Source organism: Paractinoplanes durhamensis (genome assembly GCF_016862175.1).
GTDB classification, from domain to species: Bacteria; Actinomycetota; Actinomycetes; order Mycobacteriales; family Micromonosporaceae; genus Actinoplanes; species Actinoplanes durhamensis.
On sequence record NZ_BOML01000056.1, the window covers coordinates 108,939 to 127,564 of the forward strand.

Annotated in this window: 19 protein-coding genes and 1 tRNA gene; 11 read left to right on the top strand and 9 right to left on the bottom strand. The window is 68.8% G+C overall.

Annotated features, from left to right (window positions below; all coding sequences use genetic code 11):
• Window positions 1-18 precede the first annotated feature (18 nt).
• From Adu01nite_RS33725 to Adu01nite_RS33735, 3 genes are read right to left on the bottom strand one after another with little or no spacing between them, the layout of a single operon-like run.
• Window positions 19-777 carry a CDP-alcohol phosphatidyltransferase family protein gene (locus tag Adu01nite_RS33725; RefSeq protein ID WP_239132889.1) on the bottom strand — a complete coding sequence of 253 codons (759 nt, stop codon included), beginning with the start codon at window positions 775-777 and terminating at the stop codon, window positions 19-21.
• 4 nt (window positions 778-781) lie between these two features.
• The gene (locus tag Adu01nite_RS33730; RefSeq protein WP_203733157.1) at window positions 782-1,843 is read right to left on the bottom strand and encodes an iron-containing alcohol dehydrogenase family protein; all 1,062 of its coding nucleotides are present in this window, start codon (window positions 1,841-1,843) and stop codon (window positions 782-784) included.
• Entirely contained in the window at window positions 1,831-2,562 is a 732-nt protein-coding gene (locus Adu01nite_RS33735; RefSeq protein ID WP_203733337.1) for a phosphocholine cytidylyltransferase family protein, read from the bottom strand. Before Adu01nite_RS33735 ends, Adu01nite_RS33730 begins: the two co-directional genes overlap by 13 nt.
• Before the next feature lie 124 nt (window positions 2,563-2,686).
• Here Adu01nite_RS33735 and Adu01nite_RS33740 point away from each other — a divergent pair, with 124 nt between their 5' ends.
• The 3 genes from Adu01nite_RS33740 (at window position 2,687) to eccB (ending at window position 6,469) form a co-directional block, all read left to right on the top strand.
• Window positions 2,687-3,781 (top strand): aminotransferase-like domain-containing protein, encoded by a 1,095-nt coding sequence (locus tag Adu01nite_RS33740; protein ID WP_203733159.1) that lies wholly within the window; start codon window positions 2,687-2,689, stop codon window positions 3,779-3,781.
• Window positions 3,782-3,883: 102 nt separating this feature from the next.
• The gene (locus tag Adu01nite_RS33745) at window positions 3,884-5,011 is read left to right on the top strand and encodes a magnesium and cobalt transport protein CorA (protein ID WP_203733161.1); all 1,128 of its coding nucleotides are present in this window, start codon (window positions 3,884-3,886) and stop codon (window positions 5,009-5,011) included.
• 45 nt (window positions 5,012-5,056) lie between these two features.
• The gene (gene eccB, locus Adu01nite_RS33750; RefSeq protein ID WP_203733173.1) at window positions 5,057-6,469 is read left to right on the top strand and encodes a type VII secretion protein EccB; all 1,413 of its coding nucleotides are present in this window, start codon (window positions 5,057-5,059) and stop codon (window positions 6,467-6,469) included.
• Window positions 6,470-6,524: 55 nt separating this feature from the next.
• On the opposite strand, the gene Adu01nite_RS33755 is transcribed toward eccB, so the two are convergent.
• Window positions 6,525-7,121, bottom strand: coding sequence for a hypothetical protein (locus Adu01nite_RS33755; RefSeq protein ID WP_239132890.1), 597 nt, complete (start codon window positions 7,119-7,121; stop codon window positions 6,525-6,527).
• Window positions 7,122-7,285: 164 nt separating this feature from the next.
• On the opposite strand from Adu01nite_RS33755, the gene Adu01nite_RS33760 reads away from it, so the two are divergent.
• Together Adu01nite_RS33760 and Adu01nite_RS33765 are read left to right on the top strand one after the other, a co-directional pair.
• Window positions 7,286-7,819: a peptidylprolyl isomerase gene (locus tag Adu01nite_RS33760; RefSeq protein WP_203733175.1), complete on the top strand. Its 534-nt coding sequence runs from the start codon at window positions 7,286-7,288 to the stop codon at window positions 7,817-7,819.
• Window positions 7,820-7,833: 14 nt separating this feature from the next.
• Window positions 7,834-8,745, top strand: a complete 912-nt coding sequence (locus tag Adu01nite_RS33765) for a rhomboid family intramembrane serine protease (protein ID WP_203733177.1) — start codon at window positions 7,834-7,836, stop codon at window positions 8,743-8,745.
• Here the strand turns inward: Adu01nite_RS33765 and Adu01nite_RS33770 are convergent.
• Entirely contained in the window at window positions 8,742-9,149 is a 408-nt protein-coding gene (locus tag Adu01nite_RS33770; protein WP_203733179.1) for a PH domain-containing protein, read from the bottom strand. The genes Adu01nite_RS33765 and Adu01nite_RS33770 overlap by 4 nt on opposite strands.
• Window positions 9,150-9,260: 111 nt before the next feature.
• Between Adu01nite_RS33770 and Adu01nite_RS33775 the strand changes: the two genes are divergently transcribed.
• Window positions 9,261-9,695, top strand: a complete 435-nt coding sequence (locus tag Adu01nite_RS33775) for a hypothetical protein (RefSeq protein ID WP_203733181.1) — start codon at window positions 9,261-9,263, stop codon at window positions 9,693-9,695.
• Window positions 9,696-9,698: 3 nt separating this feature from the next.
• On the opposite strand, the gene Adu01nite_RS33780 is transcribed toward Adu01nite_RS33775, so the two are convergent.
• Together Adu01nite_RS33780 and Adu01nite_RS33785 are read right to left on the bottom strand one after the other, a co-directional pair.
• Entirely contained in the window at window positions 9,699-10,568 is an 870-nt protein-coding gene (locus Adu01nite_RS33780) for a transketolase family protein (protein ID WP_203733339.1), read from the bottom strand.
• Window positions 10,568-11,254: a thiamine pyrophosphate-binding protein gene (locus tag Adu01nite_RS33785; RefSeq protein ID WP_203733183.1), complete on the bottom strand. Its 687-nt coding sequence runs from the start codon at window positions 11,252-11,254 to the stop codon at window positions 10,568-10,570. The genes Adu01nite_RS33780 and Adu01nite_RS33785 overlap by 1 nt, the downstream gene beginning before the upstream one ends.
• A 46-nt stretch (window positions 11,255-11,300) precedes the next feature.
• On the opposite strand from Adu01nite_RS33785, the gene soxR reads away from it, so the two are divergent.
• Complete coding sequence (soxR, locus tag Adu01nite_RS33790; RefSeq protein ID WP_379130285.1) at window positions 11,301-11,741, top strand: redox-sensitive transcriptional activator SoxR; 441 nt, start codon at window positions 11,301-11,303, stop codon at window positions 11,739-11,741.
• Here the strand turns inward: soxR and Adu01nite_RS33795 are convergent.
• Together Adu01nite_RS33795 and Adu01nite_RS33800 are read right to left on the bottom strand one after the other, a co-directional pair.
• Complete coding sequence (locus Adu01nite_RS33795; RefSeq protein ID WP_239132891.1) at window positions 11,725-12,912, bottom strand: sensor histidine kinase; 1,188 nt, start codon at window positions 12,910-12,912, stop codon at window positions 11,725-11,727. The genes soxR and Adu01nite_RS33795 overlap by 17 nt on opposite strands.
• Window positions 12,913-12,942: 30 nt before the next feature.
• A tRNA-Ser gene (locus tag Adu01nite_RS33800) sits at window positions 12,943-13,027 on the bottom strand.
• Window positions 13,028-13,244: 217 nt separating this feature from the next.
• On the opposite strand from Adu01nite_RS33800, the gene Adu01nite_RS33805 reads away from it, so the two are divergent.
• The 4 genes from Adu01nite_RS33805 to Adu01nite_RS33820 all read left to right on the top strand — a co-directional run bounded on the left by Adu01nite_RS33805 (window position 13,245) and on the right by Adu01nite_RS33820 (window position 18,299).
• Window positions 13,245-15,104, top strand: a complete 1,860-nt coding sequence (locus Adu01nite_RS33805) for a ricin-type beta-trefoil lectin domain protein (protein ID WP_203733186.1) — start codon at window positions 13,245-13,247, stop codon at window positions 15,102-15,104.
• Window positions 15,101-16,504: a ricin-type beta-trefoil lectin domain protein gene (locus Adu01nite_RS33810; protein ID WP_203733188.1), complete on the top strand. Its 1,404-nt coding sequence runs from the start codon at window positions 15,101-15,103 to the stop codon at window positions 16,502-16,504. The genes Adu01nite_RS33805 and Adu01nite_RS33810 overlap by 4 nt, the downstream gene beginning before the upstream one ends.
• 92 nt (window positions 16,505-16,596) lie before the next feature.
• Window positions 16,597-17,559, top strand: a complete 963-nt coding sequence (locus tag Adu01nite_RS33815; RefSeq protein ID WP_203733190.1) for an NAD(P)H-quinone oxidoreductase — start codon at window positions 16,597-16,599, stop codon at window positions 17,557-17,559.
• Window positions 17,560-17,735: 176 nt separating this feature from the next.
• Window positions 17,736-18,299, top strand: a complete 564-nt coding sequence (locus Adu01nite_RS33820) for a DUF4352 domain-containing protein (protein WP_203733192.1) — start codon at window positions 17,736-17,738, stop codon at window positions 18,297-18,299.
• Window positions 18,300-18,626 lie beyond the last annotated feature (327 nt).

The following is an 18,626-nucleotide window of genomic DNA, read 5'->3' on the forward strand; positions in this document are numbered from 1 at the left end:
CGAGTCGGATATATCAGGTCAGTCGCGCAGAGCGGCCCGGGCCGCGAAGACCACACTGGCCGCCAGGAAAGCCGCGTTGACGCAGGTGAACAGGCCGATGAACCAGATCGTCCACTGTGGCGCCACGATCAGCACGAGCCCGGCCAGGGCGATCACCGCGCCGTAGTCGCGGACCAGCTTGACCAGCCGGATCGGCATCGAACGGCTGGTCACCATGCTTGCCGCCTGCTCGCCGCCCTGCATCACCGACGTGACGAGGTTCACCATCCAGGTGCCGGCGAACGCGGCCAGCAACCAGGCCGGGGTGTCGGACACCTGCGCCTTGGCGGTGGCGGCGAGCGCCGAGACCAGCGAGATCTGGACGGCCACGTCGCAGAGCACGTCGAGCCGGCCACCGGCCGAACTCGTCCGGTGGGTGACCCGGGCCAGCTGGCCGTCGGAGCAGTCGAACGCGTACGCCAATTGCCAGCCGACCAGCGCGATCAGGCCGATCGGCCAGGCCCACACCCGGCCGTCGGCCACCGGGCCGGCCGCCGCGATGACCACGAACGAGACCAGGCAGCCCAGGCCGAGATTCATGACGGTGAGCACCGACGGGGCGATGCCGCGCTTGTTAGCGCCGACCGCGATCCGGGCTCCGATGTGCTGACTGACAGCCTCGCTGAACAGTCCGCCCCCGCGATTCACCGCGTAATAGTCGGCCGCGGTGGGTGCGGCCGCAACCTTGCCCGCGCCCGGCTCACCGGGCGCCGCGGGAAATTCGGGAGGCTTGGACATGGAATCAGCGGTCTGTGACGGCTTCGACATATTCGGCCAGCTTTCGACGTATCTCGTCCGGGCTCATGGCCAGGTGCTCCAGGATCGTGTAGCGGTCGGGGCGGGTGCGTGGAGCGAACGCGACGGCCTCGACGAACTGGTCGGCGTCGAGATCGACGTCGGCCGGCAGGCGCGGCAGCTGATGCCGGCCCAGACACGCGGACATCTGCGCGAAGCGACGCTCGTCGCCGCGCAGGAAGGTGCAGAACAGCGCGCCCAGCCCGGCCAGCTCGCCGTGCGAGCCGGTGCCGGGGAAGAGCGAGTCGATGGCGTGCATGATCTCGTGGCAGCCGCCACTGGCCGGCCGGCTGCTGCCGCAGACCGCCATGGCCAGGCCGCTGGAGATCAACGACTCGGCGAGGACGGTGACGAACGCGTCGTCGGTCATGTCGCCGGGCATGGACAGCATGGCCTCGGCGCCCATCCGGGCCAGCGAGGAGGCCAGCCCGTCGACCGGCTCGCCGCGCACCTCGCGGGCCAGCTCCCAGTCGGCGAGCGCGCTGATGTTGCTGATCACGTCGCCGATGCCGCCGCGGTTGACCCGGTCCGACCCGTTCTCCACGAAGTCCAGGTCGACGATCACGCCGAACGGGATGTGCACCCCGTACGAGCCCTTGATGCCGTCGTGGACCAGGCTCGCCACCGGGGAGGCGATGCCGTCGTTGGCGAGGCTGGTGGCGACCGAGATCATCGGCAGGCCCCAGCGGTTCGCCGCATATTTCGCGGTGTCGACCGTGGTGCCGCCGCCGATCCCGACGACCGCGTCGTAGCTGCGGGCCCGCAGCTTGCCGGAGAGCTCGAGCGCGGCGTCCAGGGTGCCGCCGCTGGTGGTGTAGACGTCCGCCGAGCCCAGCGTCGGCCGGATCAGGTTAACCACCCGTTCACCCAGACCCGGTCCGACCACGACCGCCACGTCGCCGCCCGCCGAGATGCGGCCGTCGGCGAGGATGCGGCCGAGATCGGCCACCGCACCCCGACGAACGTCGATGTGCAGGGGCGTCTGGATGCTGCGGGCTAGTAGCGGCATGCGATCTCCCGCGCCTTGGTCAAGTCTTCGTGGTTGTCGACCTCGACCCAGCTGACCTGGCCGATCGTGGCCGCACGCACCTCGCCGCCGCGGTTCGCGTACTCCTGGAAGCCGTCCTCGTAGTAGAGGTTCGGGTCCCGCTCGAAGGTCGTCTTGAGCGCGTCGGCGAGATCGGCGGCGGCCGAGGCTTCGATGATGTTGGCGCCGATGTACTCGCCGAACGCGTCGGCCGGATCCATCAGCTTCGTGATTTTGGCGAGCTGTCCATCTTCTCGGAAGACTGTCTTCATCTCCTCGTCAGCCAGCTTCTTCAGATTGTCGATGGCGAGCAGGATGCTCGGACCACGACTCGTAAGGAGGGTCTGCTCGACGCTCACGGGATGCACGGTGTCGCCATTGACCATCAACGCGCCCTGCGCGAAGTGGTCACGGGCGAGCCAGAGAGAGTAGGCGTTGTTCCATTCCTCAGCTTTGTCGTTGTGTACGAGGCTGATCTTGACGCCGTACTTCTCCTGGAACGCGGGCACCCGCTCCTCGACAGCGCCGGCGCAGTATCCGACGACGATCGTTACGTCCGTGAGTCCGGCCGCGGCCAGATTGCGTAACGAAATATCCATGATCGTGGTGTCGCCGTCCACCGGGACGAGCGCCTTGGGCAGCGTGTCCGTGTAAGGGCGCAGCCGACGTCCAGCGCCCGCGGCGAGTACAAGTCCGATCATGAGTTCCGGTTCTCCTGTCGAGGGGCACACGTGTGACCCCGCGAGGATAACGGTCGGTGTCCCATCGTCCGGACCGCACGAGGCAGAGGAAAATCCTATAGAGGCTGCTCGTAAGCTGAGAACCATGACCGCTGAGCAGCTGATCTCTTTTGCCCGTGGCGCTCCGTCGCTGGACATCATCGACGTCGAGGGCCTGAAGGCCGCCGCGGTGCGCGCCTTCGAAACCGACCCGGCCGGCATGACCGCTTACGGCACGTCCGTCGGCTATGTCCCGCTTCGTAAGTGGATCGCGGCCAAGCACGGGGTCTCGGCCGATCAGGTCATCGTGACGAACGGCTCGCTGCAGGCGGACGCCTTCCTCTTCAACCACCTGGTGCAGCCCGGCGACACGGTGATCGTGGAGAAGCCGACCTACGACCGCACCCTGCTCAGCCTGCAGGGTCTGGGCGCGAAGGTGCACCAGGTCACGCTGCGCGAGGACGGCATCGACACCGACGAGCTGCGCGCGCTGCTCGAGTCGGGGGTCCGCCCGAAGCTCGCGCACATCATCCCGAACTACCAGAACCCGGCCGGCATCACGCTGTCCGAGGAGAAGCGGCGCACCCTCGTCGCGCTCGCCGTCGAGTTCGGTTTCACGATCTTCGAGGACGACCCGTACGTCGACATCCGGTTCCGCGGCGACGCGCTGCCGTCGATGCTCTCCATCGACAGTGACAACGTGGTCGTGCACGCCTCCAGCTTCACCAAGACGGTGTGCCCCGGCGTCCGCGTCGGCTACCTGGTCGGCCCGGCCGCGCTGATCGACGCGATCGCGAAGAAGGCCACCAACCTCTACATCTCGCCCGGCATGGTCTCCGAGGCGATCGTGCACCAGTTCTGCCTGTCCGGCGACATCGAGCGCTCGGTGCAGACGGTCAGCACCGCGCTCGCCGAGCGGGCCTCGGTGCTCGCCGACTCGCTGCGCAAGCACATCCCGGGCGCGGTCTTCACCGAGCCGGACGGTGGCTACTTCCTCTGGGTCGACCTGCCCACGGACGTGGACGTGGACAAGCTCTTCCCGGCCGCGATGAAGAAGGGCGTGGCTATCGTCAAGGGCACGGACTTCCTGCTCGAAGGCGGCAAGAGCTCGGTGCGCCTGGCCTTCTCGGCGGTCACCGTCGACCAGATCGACGAGGGCGTCCGCCGTCTCGCCGAGGCGATCGACGAGGTCCGGGCCTAGTGTTTCGGTCGCGCCGGGCGGGAAACCGATCCCGCCCGGCGCCAGCCGCGCGGTGAGCTAGCCTGCTGCGGGCCCAGCGTGCGGTGAGTGGGGGAGGTCGTCATGAGCGACGAGCGTGAATCCGGTGCATGGAGCCGGAGCAAGCCGTTGTCGCGAGCCTTCGCCGCTCCGGTGCGGGCGATGAACCGTTTCCTGGGCACGACCGACGGCCACGCCGCCGGTGCCGGGAAGCCGGTGGCCGGCAACTCGGTGGTCGACTGCGGCGTCTACGCGGGCGGCGTCCGCCTCCCCGGTGAGTTCACCCCGGACGAGGCGCTGCGGGTGGCCTGCGCCCGCGACGACGCGTTCGTCTGGCTGGGCCTGCACGAGCCCGGCGAGGACGAGATGACGTCGGTCGCGCACACCTACGGCCTGCACGAACTGGCCGTGGAGGACGCGGTCAAGGCCGAGCAGCGGCCCAAGCTGGAAAACTTCGGCTCGGTGCACTTCCTGGTCATGCGGACGGCCCGCTATGTGCCGCACCGCGAGCTGACCGAGACCTCGCAGGTGGTCGAGACCGGCCAGATGATGATCTTCGTGGGCGAGCAGTTCGTGATCACCGTGCGGCACGGCGACGCCTCCGAGCTGGGTTCGGTCCGCACCGACCTGGAGACCGAGCGGGCCGCGCTGCTGGAGCAGGGCCCGTGGGCGGTGGCGTACGCGGTGACCGACCGGGTGGTCGACCACTACGTGGCGGTGGCCGACCAGGTCGAGGCCGACCTCGACATCATCGAGGAGGGCGTCTTCTCCCGGGGTGCGGCCAGCCCGATCCAGGCGATCTACCAGATGAAGCGGGAACTCGTGGAGTTCCGCCGCGCGGTGGTGCCGCTGCAGCGTCCGCTCGCCACGGTGGTCGCGATCGTGCCGAAGCGGATCGGCAAGTACTTCCGCGACGTCCAGGACCACCTGACCCGTACGGTCGAGCAGGTGTCCTCGTACGACGATCTGCTCAACTCGATCCTGCAGGCCCGGCTCGCGCAGGTCACCGTCGACCAGAACAACGACATGCGCAAGATCGCCGCGTGGGCCGGCATCGCCACCGCCTGGGCCGCGGGGGCCGGCATCTACGGGATGAATTTCCCCAACATGCCGGAATTCCGGTGGACCTACAGCTACCCCGCGTGGTGGGCACTCATCGTGCTGGTCTCGGTTCTGCTCTACCGCGCGTTCCGCCGCAACGACTGGCTCTGAAGGGGCCGCCCCCTACGCATCGACGCAGGCCCCTAAAGTGATGGGGTGCCGTCGCGTCAGGATCAGCTGCATTCGTACCAGTACTCGCTTCAGCGGGTGGTGGCCGCGCTGGTCACGCACGACCCCGACCCGTCCAAGTCGCCGCTGCGCCGGGCCGGCACGACGGCCCTGATCAGCCTGCTGATCGCCAGCCTCGCGGTGGGCGCTTCGGCGATCTACGGCATCCTCACCGGACACAGCAGCGTGAGTCCGAAGGACACCACGGTGGTGTTCCAGGAGAAGGGCTCCGGCGCCCGCTACGTCTACCTCGAGTCCGACGCCAAGCTGCACCCGGTGCTCAATTTCACGTCCGGCCTGCTGCTGGCCAGCGGTGAAGCGCCGAAGCTGAAGAGCATCGCGAGCGACAAACTGGCCGGAGTGGCGCTCGGTGCTCCGCTCGGCATCCCGGACGCCCCCGACTCGCTGCCGTCCGACGACGCGCTGATCACCGAGCGCTGGACGATCTGCACCGACAACCAGGGCGAGCAGGGCACCGCGCGCAGCACGCTGCTGATCGGCGACAAGCTCACCGACGGCTCGATCGCGACCCGCACCGGCGAGGCGCTCCTGGTCAAGGACGAGTGGGAAACCGACCTGATCTACGAGAACCGCCGGTTCCCGATCCCGAACGACAAGCTGCTCGCGACGGTCCGGATCTTCGGCTGGGGCGCGCAGGATCCGTGGCCGGTCTCGACCGCCTGGCTCAACGCGGTGCCGCTCGGCGGCGACCTGCTCCCGCCGGCCATCTCCGATGTGGGCTCCGGCTCACCGGTCGGCGACCTCCGGGTCGGCCAGCTGGTGACCGGCCCGACCAAGGAAGTCTCGATCATCCTGAAGGACGGCGCGGCCGACCTGACCCCGATGCAGGCCAAGCTGATGCAGGCGGCCGGTCGGGGCAGCCCGCTCGACATCGGTGACGACTACCTCGGCATGGCGCGGTCGGGCACCAAGCTGAGCGACGCCAACAAGCAGAACGGCCTGCCCGCGGCGGTGCCGACGCTGCACACCGCCACCCCGGGGGTGGCCTGCATGACGCTGCCGGTGGAGGCGAAGAAGGGTGACGCGAAGTCGATCGACGGCCTGCGGATCGACCCGACCCTGCCGACCGGTGCCGAGGCGGTCGACCCGACCGGCACCCCACCCAATCGGGTGCTTGCCGACTTCGTGCACGTGGCCCGGGGCAAGGGCGTCCTGGCCGAGGTGGCCGCATCGCCGACCGCACCGGCCGGCAGCGGGACGATCAGCATCATCACCGACACCGGCCGCAACTACCCGCTGGCGAGCCGCACGCTGATGACGAAGCTGGGCTATGGCGGCAGCAAGGCGCAGCCGATCCCGTCGGTGCTGATCTCGTTGCTGCCGACCGGTCCGTCACTCGACCCGGCGCGTGCCCGGGAGAGCGAAGTGACCAAGCAGTAGACATGACCGTGGGCGGGTCGCCTTGCGGCGCCCGCCCGGGTCATTCAAACGTTCGTTACCGGGGGCTTTGCTTCGCCGGGTCCGACACCGTGCCGTTCGGCGTGGTGTAGGCCGAGGGCTCGGCCGGCTCGAAGGCGGCATCGTCGGCCCCGCCGACCTGTGCGGTCGGGGAAGCCGGGTCGTATTCGTCCCACTGAGCGGCCTTGCGGCGCTTGGCCACGTACGCCGCGCCGACCCCGACTGCGGTGCCGAGCAGCGCGAATCCCAGCAGACGCGACTTCTTGCGGCCCTGCTTGCGACCGACCGCCGCGTTCGCCCGCTTCTGCAGGTTCTGCGCATTGCGCTTGTTCTGCTTGGCGGTCTTCTTGGCCTGCTTCTTGCTCACCTTGCCGGCATACCGGACGTTGTCCGTCGCGGCCGCGACCAGCGGAGTGATCGTGGCAACAGCGCTGTCCCAGCCGCTCGACGCCGCGTCCTTGGCCTTGGCTGCGGCCGGCTGAACCCGATCCACGGCCGCGGCCAGGGTCGGACCAACGGTCGAGCTGGTCTCCTGAGCCGCGAGCGTGGCCGCACGCTTGAAGTGATCCACACTCTGGCCGAGCTCGTTCTTCATCCGCCGGCTACGGCGCTTGCGGCGCATCGTTGCGAACACCAGTGCCCACCTCCCTGTGGTTCTCTCCCACGTCATGGTGCCCTCTATGGGTACCCCGGCGCTGCCGGATCAGACACATGGGGGAGGATCCGAATGGCAAGAGAACTGTCCCATCGCCCCTTAGAGGTACCGAAGGGACGACCGCGACAACGACAGGAGTACCCGTGGCTGAGACTCTTTACGCCACCCTGCACACCAACCACGGTGCGATCCGGCTGCAGCTGTTCCCGGATCACGCTCCGGCGACCGTGCGCAACTTCGTGGAGCTCGCGGAGGGCACCAAGGAGTACACGGACCCGCGCACCGGCGAAGCGGGCAACGGCCGCCCGTACTTCGACGGCACGATCTCGCACCGGGTCATCGCCGGCTTCATGGTCCAGCTGGGCGACCCGACCGGCACTGGCCGCGGTGGCCCGGGCTACAAGTTCGCCGACGAGTTCCACCCGGAGCTCCAGTTCGACCGTCCGTACCTGCTGGCCATGGCGAACGCGGGCCCGGGCACCAACGGCTCGCAGTTCTTCATCACGGTCGGCCCGACCCCGCACCTGAACCGCCGGCACACCATCTTCGGCCAGGTTGCCGACGAGGCGTCCGCGAAGGTCGTCGACTCGATCGCCAACACCAAGACCGGCCCGGGCGACCGTCCGGTCGAGGACGTCGTGGTCGAGCGGGTAGAGATCGAGCGCGTGACTGCCTGACGTACCTTTGACGCATGAGTGAGGCTCCCTCGACGGCACCGGTCTGCTATCGCCACCCGTCGCGGGAAGCCAACATCCGGTGCACCCGCTGTGACCGGCCGATCTGCCCCGATTGCATGCACGAGGCGTCGGTCGGCCACCAGTGCCCGGAATGCGTGGCCGAGGGCAAACGAACCCAGCGGCCGGCGCGGACCGCTTTCGGCGGCAGCCGCGTCGGCCGGGCGGGCTACGCGACAAGGGCCCTGATCGGGGTGAATGTCAGCGTCCTCGTCCTGTCGGCGCTCCTCGGCGGCGCCAAGGCGATCGCCGGTTCCGGCGGCTGGTTCGGCCTGCTCGGCGCCTCGACGTCGGTGACGCAGTGGGGCGAGGTGCTCGGCTACGCGCCCTACACGCTCGGCGGCGAGGTGCACGGCATCGCGGCCGGCGAGTGGTGGCGGCTGTTCACCGCCATGTTCCTGCACTACGGCATCCTGCACCTCGGGCTCAACATGATGCTGCTCTGGCAGCTGGGCCGCTATCTCGAGGCGCAGCTCGGCCCGATCCGGTTCACCGCGCTCTACGTGCTCGCCGGTCTGGGCGGCAACGTCGCGGCGTATGTCTTCACCCCGCAGAACCAGCCCGCCGCCGGTGCGTCCACCGCGGTCTTCGGCCTGGTCGCGGCGATGTTCATCGTCAACCGGCGGCTCAAGCTCGATGTCACCGCGCTGATCCCGCTGCTGGTGATCAATCTGCTCTTCACGTTCACCGTGCCGAACATCTCGGTGGCCGGCCACCTCGGCGGCTTGCTCGCGGGCGCCGCGGTGGCCTTCGTCCTTGCGTACGCTCCGGCCGTGCGCCGGGCTCCACTGCAGGCGGCCGGTTGCGCCGTAGTTTTCCTGGTGCTGATCGCCGCGGCCGTGGTGCGCACGCAGGGGCTGCTGGCTTAGGACGCGACCCGCAGGTCGGCCAGGACGGCGGCCACCTCTTCCGGGAGTGCGCCCAGATCGTTCGCGCTGAAGACGTAGATCGCGTCGCCGGCGTCCAACTCGAGCATCTCGCTGCGCAGCCCGCGGTGGGTGCGTTGATCCACGCGTACCCGCTCGATCGCCGCCCAGGGCAGATGCCGGCGGCGGGCGAACCCGGCCACCACCGTCACCCCGGTCGGATCCGCCGCCAGGCGGACCGGCGCGAGCAGATCGCGCAGCGCCCAGACGAGCAGGGCCGCCGCGGCCACCACCGCGATCCCCCAGCGAATCGGGTCCCGCCCGCCGAACGCGGCCGCCAGCACCACGACCGCGACCGCACCCATCAGTTTGGTGACCGGCAGGACCGGTTTGATACGCCACTGCATGCGCCCACTATTCCAGTCGCATGACCGCGTAACGATCGTCGCAATCCTGTAATTCGACATTCATCGCCTGGTGGCCGCTGCCTCATCACCCGGGCGTCAGTTGAAAACTACATGGACGTGTTTGACCGTACGTTCCTTCCCGCCGCCGCCGAAGCCGGCGTGGCGATCCCCTCCGTGAGCCGGCACATGCCGATCTTCCGCCGATGCCTCGAAGCCGACGACACGACGGTGCTGGTCAGCCGCTGTTCCCGCCCGGAAGCGCCGATGTCCGGCGATTTCATGTTGCTGCTGACCCACCGGCGGCTCGTGGTGATCCAGGAGACCAAGGTCTTCCATCGACTGCGACTGCATCTCAACGCCAATCTCCGGCACCTGAGCAACGTCTCGTGGAACCCCGACCTGGCCCACTCCGTGGTCGAGGTGGCCGCGACGGCGGTGGACGGGGTCCGCGAGCGTTTCCGGCTGAAGGTCGCCGAGCCGGATGCGGTGTGGCGCTTCGATTCGCTGCTGGAGCACGTGTTCCGGCCGTCGCGCGCCGTCGCCTGAGGTTCACCACAGGAACTCCGCGATCTTCGCGCGGAGGCCGGCCGGATCGAGGCCGTGCGCCCGGGCGTGGTCCTGCCACGTGCCGTAGCGCCGGATCTCGGCGCGGCCGACACCCAGGTGCAGCACCCGGTGCGGCCGGCCGCCGAGCGCCTCGGCCACCTGCCGGGCCGACGTGCCGGCCAGGTACGGCTCGACCATGACCAGCTCGGTGTCGGCCAGCTGCCGCAGGCCCTCGGCGTCCAGTGGGCGCGGGGTGTTCGTGTATGCCACCGTGACGTCCAGGTCGCGGGTCGCCTCCAGCACCGGGTCGAGCATCGGGCCGACCGCGACGACCAGCGGGCCGCCCCGGCGGATCACCCGCAGCCGGCCGCCGTCCGGGTAGGCCTGGCTGTTCTCCTGCTCGGCGAGCCGGATATAGACCCGGTCGTCGTGCCGGGCCGCGGCTCGCAGCAGCGCCGCGACCTCGTCCGGGTGACCGGGCACGTGCACGGTCCAGCCCTCGAGCGTGTCCAGCAGCTCCACGTCGCCCGGCGACTGGTGGGTGTAGCCCTCGGCCGCGCCGTCGTAGGACGCGCCGATGCTGACCAGCACGGCGCCGACGTCCTGGTGGCCGAGGTCGAGCTTGATCTGCTCGTAGGCCCGGTCGATCAGGAACGGCGCGTAGGAGTGCACGTACGGCCGCAACCCGGTCAGCGCGAGCCCGCCGGCCACCCCGGTCATCAGCTGCTCCCGGATGCCGACGTTGAGCACCCGGTCGGGGTGCCGGCGCATCGCCGGGCGGAACGCGTCCGCCGAGATGTCGGCGAGCACGACCGCGGTCCGCGGGTCCGAGGCCAGCAGCTCGGTGGTCGTGTCGACGAAGGTCTGCCGCATCATCGGTCGCTCCACTTCGGTGCCACGGCGGCCACCACCAGATTGGGCCGGTCGTGCCGGCGGGTCAGGGCGTTCTCGATCTGTTCGTGGTCACGGCCGTCGACGTGCGCGGCGTCCCAGCCGGGGAAGCGGGCGGCGATGCCACCGGGCCAGCCGTGCGTCGCCGACTGGTTGTCGATGACGACGGCGGTGAGCGGCAGCTTGATCGCGCCGGCGTAGGCGATCGCCTCGTGGTTGCTGCCCTCGTCCAGCTCGGCGTCGCCGACCAGCACGAACGTGCGGGCGTCGGCGAAGCCCTGGGCGCGCAGGCCGAGAGCGGTGCCGACGGCGAGGCCCAGACCGTGACCGAGCGATCCGGTGCCGACCTCGACACCCGGGATGCGCAGCCGGTCCGGGTGGTGCCCGAGCGGGCTGTCCCAGCCGCCCAGATCATCGAGCCACTCGGCCGGGAAGAAACCCTTTGCGGCGAGTACGGCGTAGTAGGCGGCCGGTCCGTGGCCTTTGGAGAGCAGGAACCGGTCGCGGTCCGGCGCGTCGACGGTGGCCGGGGTGACCCGCAGGACCCTGTCGTAGAGCACCCAGAGCACGTCGAGAGTCGAGTGCGAGCTGGGTTCGTGCTTCTCGTCCCCGGTCAGCCGGCGGATCAGCGGCCGGAGCGGGTCGGGCGGCAGCGCGGTGATTGTCATGGCGATAGGCTGCAACTTAAAGTTCACTTCAACTCAAGGGATTGTGGTGGAGACCCTCCCCATCGGTGATTTCGCGGCCCGCAGCGGCGTGGCGCCGTCAGCCTTGCGGTATTACGAGCGCGAGGGCCTGATCAGCTCCACCCGCACCGGCGGCAACCAGCGGCGATACCTGCGCTCGGAGCTGCGGCGGGTGGCCTTCATCAAGATCGCGCAGCAGGTCGGGGTGTCCCTCGACGAGATCCGCGACGCGCTGGCCGAACTGCCGGAGAACCGCACCCCCACGAAGGCCGACTGGGCGAAGCTGTCGGCCCATTGGCGCGGCCGGCTGGAGGAGCGGATCGCCATCATGGAACGGCTGCGCGACCAGCTGACCGGCTGCATCGGCTGCGGCTGCCTCTCCCTGCAGCGATGCAACCTGATAAACCCGGCCGACCGCCTGGCGGCCCGCGGCGCCGGCCCGCAGATGATCGTCAACCCGCCGCGGTGACCGCCGGCAGGTAGGCGGAGATGCCGGTCCCGCCGCCGGGTTCCGACTCGATCCGCAGCGTGCCGGCAAGCTCTTCGATCCGCTGGCGCATGCCGACCAGACCGAACCCGCCACCGTTGTCGGACGCGGGCGGCGCGGCCGGATCGAAGCCGCGACCGTCGTCGCGCACGTCGAGCGCCACGTCCCGGTCCATGTAGGACAGGGTGATCCCGACCCGCGTCGCCGCGGCGTGCCGGGCAACGTTGGCGAGCGCTTCCTGCGCCGTACGCAGAAGAGCCGCTTCCGCAGCCGCCGGCATCGCACGGGCCGTTCCCGTCGTGGTGACCTCGGCGGTGACGCCGTGCCGGTCCGACCAGCGGGCGGCGACCTCGGCGAGAGCCTGGTCGAGCCGCCCGGTCTCCAGCTCCTTCGGACGCAGCTCATGCACTGAGCGCCGGGCTTCGGTGAGGCTCTCCCGGGCCAGCGCGATCGCCGCATCGTGGTGCCGCTGCCACTCAGCTCCCGGCGCCGCCTGCAGCTGGGTGATGATCCCGATCAGACCCTGGGCGAGGGTGTCGTGGAGCTCCCGGGCCATCCGCTGCCGCTCGTCCAGCACGCCGGCCGCCCGCGCCTGATCGAGCAGTTGCTCCTGCAGGTCGGCGTTCTCGGCCAGCGCGGCCGCCAGCCGCTGGTTGGCGGCGTTGGTCTCGGCCTGCGCTGCTTCCCTGATCCGCATCAGCCAGGCCAACCCACACATCGGCACGGCGTTGGCGAGCACGGTGGCTCCCCAGCCGAGCGCCCCCAGCCAGGTGCCGAGATCAAGGTCGGCCACCTGAGCGGTGCCGGCGACGAGCCCCGCGCCGGCGATGAAGTACAGCTCGGCGGGCCACCCGATGATCCGGAAGGCGTAGAAGTAGCAGGCGGCACTGTAGAACCCGAACCACGGGTTGCGAACGACCAGCACCAGCGTGATCAGCAGAAGCCCGGCCAGAAAGACCCGCATCACGAGCGGCCGATCCCGCCAGGGCGGATGCACCGTATAGAGCCCGAAAATCCAGAGCGCCGCGAGCGCACACAGCACAAGATCGAGCCGGTCCTGCCCGGTGACAGCGGTGACGGCGGCGAGAATCGCGAGCAGGACATACGGCGCAACGGTGGTCAGCCAGCCGAGCCGGCTCTGCGCGACATCCACCGAGACAATCTAGGCCCGTTGGGCTTGAAGCGGAGGGCGTGGGATTCGAACCCACGATGAGTTTCCCCATACCGGTTTTCAAGACCGGCGCCATCGGCCACTAGGCGAGCCCTCCCGTGTGCGCTCCCAGTTTGCCAGACCCGGTCACGTCGCTTGGCAGGACCTCTTAACCGAAACTTGTATTAAGAGTCTTAACAGGCTTCCGAGCTGGGGAAACTCGGCATTTTCCGAGTTGCTCCACGGTTGACAAGGCATCGACATGAGTGTTTATTGTTCACTTGCCTTACCAATCCCGGCCACGGCCCCCACCTCGGCAAGGGAGTCCCCAACTCATGTCCATCCCCAACCGGAGAAGAAAGACGCTGGTCGTTGCCGCCTCGGCGGTCCTGCTCAGCTCGGCCGTCGTGGTCGCGGCTCCGCAGGCCTTCGCGGCCGGTGAAGCGGTCAACGTCTACCTCACCACTACCAGTGACAGTGGCGGTCGTACCGTCACCCGCGGGCTGCAGCAACAGACCCCCATCTCGTTCGCGAGCAGCAGCGGCAGTGCCAACCAGACGATCACCGTCAACGAGGGCACCACCTATCAACCGTTCGAAGGTGCTGGCGCGTCGATGACCGACACCGCCGCTTTCGATCTGAAGGGCTCAGGTGCGCTCTCCGCAGCAACGCAGAGCGACGTCCTGACCAAGCTGTTCAGCAACTCGGGCGGCATCGGCGTCAGTGCGCTGCGCAACGTCATCGGGTCGTCGGACCTGGCGCAGAACAGCTACTCGTACGACACCACCTGCTGCGACGTGAACGACTTCTCGTTGTCGCGGGACGCCGACATCCTGGCGTTGACGAAGCAGGCGTACGCACTGAATCCGTCGATGTTCGTGATGGGTTCGCCCTGGTCGGCACCGACCTGGATGAAGGACAACGGCGCGTACAGCCAGGGGTATCTGCAGTCGCAGTACTACGCGGCCTACGCCCAGTATTTCGTCAAGTACATCCAGGGCTATCAGGCGCAGGGCGTGCCGATCCGGTATGTGACCGAGCAGAACGAGCCGGGTTGTTGCGCCGGCTACCCGTCGATGCAGTGGACCACGTCGGGGCTGCAGTATTTCGCCAAGACGAACCTGCTGCCGGCGCTGGCCAGTGCCGGGCTCAGCACGAAGCTGCTGGTCGGCGACTGGAACTTCGACACGTACGACACATGGGTGGCGCCGCTGCTCGCGGACACCGCGATCCGCAACCACCCGAATTTCGGTGGCATCGCGTGGCACGACTACGCCGGGTCGCCGTCGACGGCGACCACCGTCCACAACCAGTACCCGTCGGTCAACGCCTACATGACCGAGCACTCGGGTGGCACCTGGGTCGGCAACCAGCACGCCGATGACATGGGTGACCTGATCGACTACTTCCGCAACTGGGGTCGTAGCTGGACCAAGTGGTCGCTCGCCGTCGACGAGGCGATGGGTCCGCACAACGGCGGTTGCGGCACGTGCACCGGCCTGGTGACCGTGCACCGCAACGACGGCCGCAGCGGCCAGGTCGACTACACCATCGAGTACTACACGATGGGTCACCTCACCAAGTTCGTGAAGCCGGGTGCGGTGCGGATCGACTCCAGTGCCAACTCGACCGTCCCCAACGTCGCGTTCAGGAACAGCGACGGGTCGAAGGCGTTGATCGCGTACAACACCAGCGGCAGCGCCCAGTCGATCAAGGTGAACTGGGGTGGGCAGTCCTTCACGTATTCGTTGCCCACCAAGACGTCGGCGACCTTCACGTGGAGTGGCGCCACCACCACCCCAACCGACAGAACGGGCGCGATCACCGGTCTCGGTGGCAAGTGCCTCGACGTCACCGGCGGCTCGACCACCAACGGCAACCAGCCCCAGCTGTGGGACTGCGTGGCCGGCAGCGCCAACCAGCAGTGGACGGTCGGCGCCGACGGCTCGGTCAAGGGCCTCGGCAAGTGCCTCGACGTGGCGAACAACTCCACTGCGGACGGCGGCACGGTGCACCTCTGGGACTGCTACTCGACCGTCGCTTCGCAGAAGTGGACCGCGTCCGGCGGCACGCTGATCAACTCCGCGTCCGGCAAGTGCCTCGACGTCAAGGACAACAACTCCGCCAACGGGGCCAAACTGCAGATCTGGAGCTGCACCGGCGCCGCCAATCAGAAGTGGCAGGTTCCGGCATGAAAAGGCTCCTAGCAATCCTCGGCGGCGCCGCGGTGGTCGCCACGATGGGCGTTATCGGCATCACGACCGCGTCGGCGGCCAGTGCCGGCACCCTGGTCAGCGGGCTGAACGGCAAGTGTCTCGACGTCACCGAGGGTTCGACGGCCAACGGCAACCAGCCGCAGCTGTGGGACTGCGTGGCCGGCAGTGCCAACCAGCAGTGGACGCTGGCTGACAACGGTTCGGTGCAGGGCAAGGGCAAATGCCTGGACGTGGCGAACAACTCGACCGCGGACGGCGGCGTCGTGCACCTCTGGGACTGCTACGACACGGTGGCGTCCCAGAAGTGGACCCTGTCCAACGGCGCTCTGGTCAACACGGCGTCCGGCAAGTGCCTCGACGTCAAGGACAAGAACACCGCCAACGGCGCAAAACTTCAAATCTGGTCGTGTACGGCTACGTCGAACCAGAAGTGGACATTCGGCGGAAGCACGACACCCCCGACCACCAGCCCGACCACCACTCCGCCGTCCACCGGCGGCCCGGGGATCAAGGCGGTCGCGCCCTACTACTACACCGGTTGGGGCAACCCGCCGAACCTCACCACGGTCACCCAGACCACCGGGGTCAAGTGGTTCACCATGGCGTTCATGCTGAACAGCGGCAACTGCGACCCCAAGTGGGACGGCAGCCGGGCGCTGACCGGCGGGGCCGACCAGACCGCGATCAACACGATCCGGGCCAACGGGGGTGACGTCGTCATCTCGTTCGGCGGTGCTGCCGGACCGTGGCTCGAGCACACCTGCTCGAGCGCGTCGGCGCTGGCCGCGGCGTACCAGAAGGTCATCAACGCGTACGGGCTCAAGGCCATCGACATCGACATCGAGGGCACGCCGTACGACACCGCGGCCGACCAGCAGAAGACGGTCGACGCGCTGAAGACCATCAAGGCCAACAACCCCGGCATCACCACCTACATCACGCTGGGCAGCTACACGACCGGGCCGGACGCCTCGCTGATCAACCGGGCGGCCGCGGCCGGCCTGGTGGTCGACGGCTGGGGCATCATGACCTTCGACTGGGGCAGCACCGGCAACAACCAGGGCGCGCTGACCATCCAGGCGGCGGACGGGCTCAAGAACCGGCTCAAGACGGCGTACGGCTGGTCGGACGCGGAGGCCTACAAGCACGTCGGCATCTCCTCGATGAACGGCATCACCGACGAGAACGCGGTGGTCACCCTCGCGGACATGCAGACCATCACGGCGTACGCCCAGCAGCACACGATCGCCCGGCTCACCTTCTGGTCGCTGAACCGCGACCGGCAGTGCTCCGGCGGCTACCCGAACGACGACACGTGCAGTGGCGTGTCCCAGTCGGCGTACCAGTTCACGAAGATCATCGGCGCTTACAAGGGCTGATCTTCGACGGGCGAGGGGCTCGCGAGCAGCGGTGGGCGCTGCTCGCGGGCCTCTCTCGTTTTTTGTCGTACGCCTCGGGCAAGCTAAAGCCCATGCAAGCGATCGTGATCGAAGACAAGCAGCTGGTCCTGCGCGAGGTGCCCGATCCGGTGCCCGGCGACGGCGAGGTGGTCGTCGACGTCACCGCGGCCGGCGTCAACCGGGCCGACATCTCCCAGCGGCAGGGTTTCTACCCACCACCACCCGGCGCCTCCGCCTATCCCGGCCTCGAGTGCGCCGGCGTGATCAGCGCGGTCGGCCCCGGCGTCACCGGCCGGCACGTGGGTGAGCGGGTGTCCGCCCTGCTGGCCGGCGGCGGCTACGCGGAAAAGGTGGCGGTCCCGGCCGGTCAGCTGCTGCCGGTGCCGACCGGCCTGTCGCTGCAGGAGTCGGCGGCGCTGCCCGAGGTCGCGTGCACGGTGTGGTCCAACTCGATCGACCGCGACCGCCTGCGCAAGGGCGAGACGCTGCTGGTGCACGGGGGTGGCAGCGGCATCGGCACGTTCGCGATCCAGCTCGGCAAGGCGCTCGGCGCCACCGTGATCGCGACCGCCCGGGCCGGCAAGCACGACAGGTTGCGCGCGCTCGGCGCCGATCTGGTCGTCGACTACTCGACCGACGATTTCGTGGCGGCCACAAAGGACTTCACCGATGGCGCCGGCGCCGACGTGGTGCTCGACATCGTGGGCGCGAAATACCTGACCCGCAACATCGAGGCCCTCGCGCCGAACGGCCGGATCACCGTGATCGGCTTCCAGGGCGGCCGCACCGCCGAGCTCGACCTGACCCAGCTGATGGCCAAGCGCGGCTCGATCTCGTCCACGTCGCTGCGTGCCCGGCCGGCCGCCGACAAGGCCCGCATCGTGGCCGGCGTGCGGCGCGAGGTGTGGCCGCTGGTCGAGGCGGGCGCGATCAAGCCGATCATCCACGCGACGATGCCGCTCGCGGCCGCGGCGGAGGCGCACGACCTGATGGAGTCGAGCGACCACCTGGGCAAGATCCTGCTGCTGCCGTAGCGAAAGGTAGCACTTTTGAGTGGATCTGGTCGGAGTTTATGACCGGATAGGTCCGTTATGCGGCGAGTCGACACCCGGTAGCAGCCCGCGGTGCTCAGCATGGTGGCTCGCGACCCGGAACGTGAGCCGGGGTCTGAGGTCGCGTGCCTGTCGCCGAGTCCGGTTCGGGAGCACCCATGACCAAGTCGCTGAACACCGCCCGGTGGCCCTGGCCGGCCGCTGTGACGCTCGGCGTGGTCGCGCTGGGTTCGGTTGCCTTCGCCGTCTCCCGGGACGGCAGCGGAGCCAGTGCGGCTCCGGTCGCGGTTGTCTCGGCGACCGCCTCGGCGCGGGCCGAGGGCGGCACCCGGCTCACCCGGGTCGGTGCCGACGGTGCCCTGATCGTCTCGGTGGCCGGGCTGCGCTGCGGGGTGGCCGCGATCGGGCCGGCCGACCTGCGGCAACGGGCCGGCGGCGAGTTCTGCCTGGCCGACGTGGCGGTCGAGAACGCCGGCCAGGAACCACGACTGTTCGACGGCAGCGCACAGCGTGCCGTCGACGTCCACGGCCGAGCCTATGCGACCGACGATCGCTCCGCGGCGTTCCTCAACGATCGGGTGCCGTCGCTGCTCGACGAGATCCCGGCGGCCACCACGGTGCGCGGCGTGCTGCCCTTCGACGTGCCGGCCGGAACCCGGCTGTCCGCGCTGCTCGTGCACGAGTCCGCGGATAGCCGAGGCGCGCGAATCGCACTGAACTGACGGATCCGACACGCCGGTCGGAGGGCAATCTCGGAAATCTAACTACGGCGATCGACAGCTCAAAATCCATTCCTTTCCTCGATTGGGCGACAGTGATTGTGTGAATTCGCCCGCGAAGCATTCCGGTTGTGTGCTGGCATGGTCGACGGAAATGACGAGTTGTCCGGGTTCCCAATTACCGTCCATCGCCGGGCGGTTACGGAACGGCTGGCGTTATGGCCGTACCGATGGGATTCGCGTGAGTGCCCCGGGCCGATATCGGAGGCAACGCTGCACCGTCCGTCCGCTAGTCGGGCCCTGACCGCCGGCGCTCTTGCGCTGGCCGTG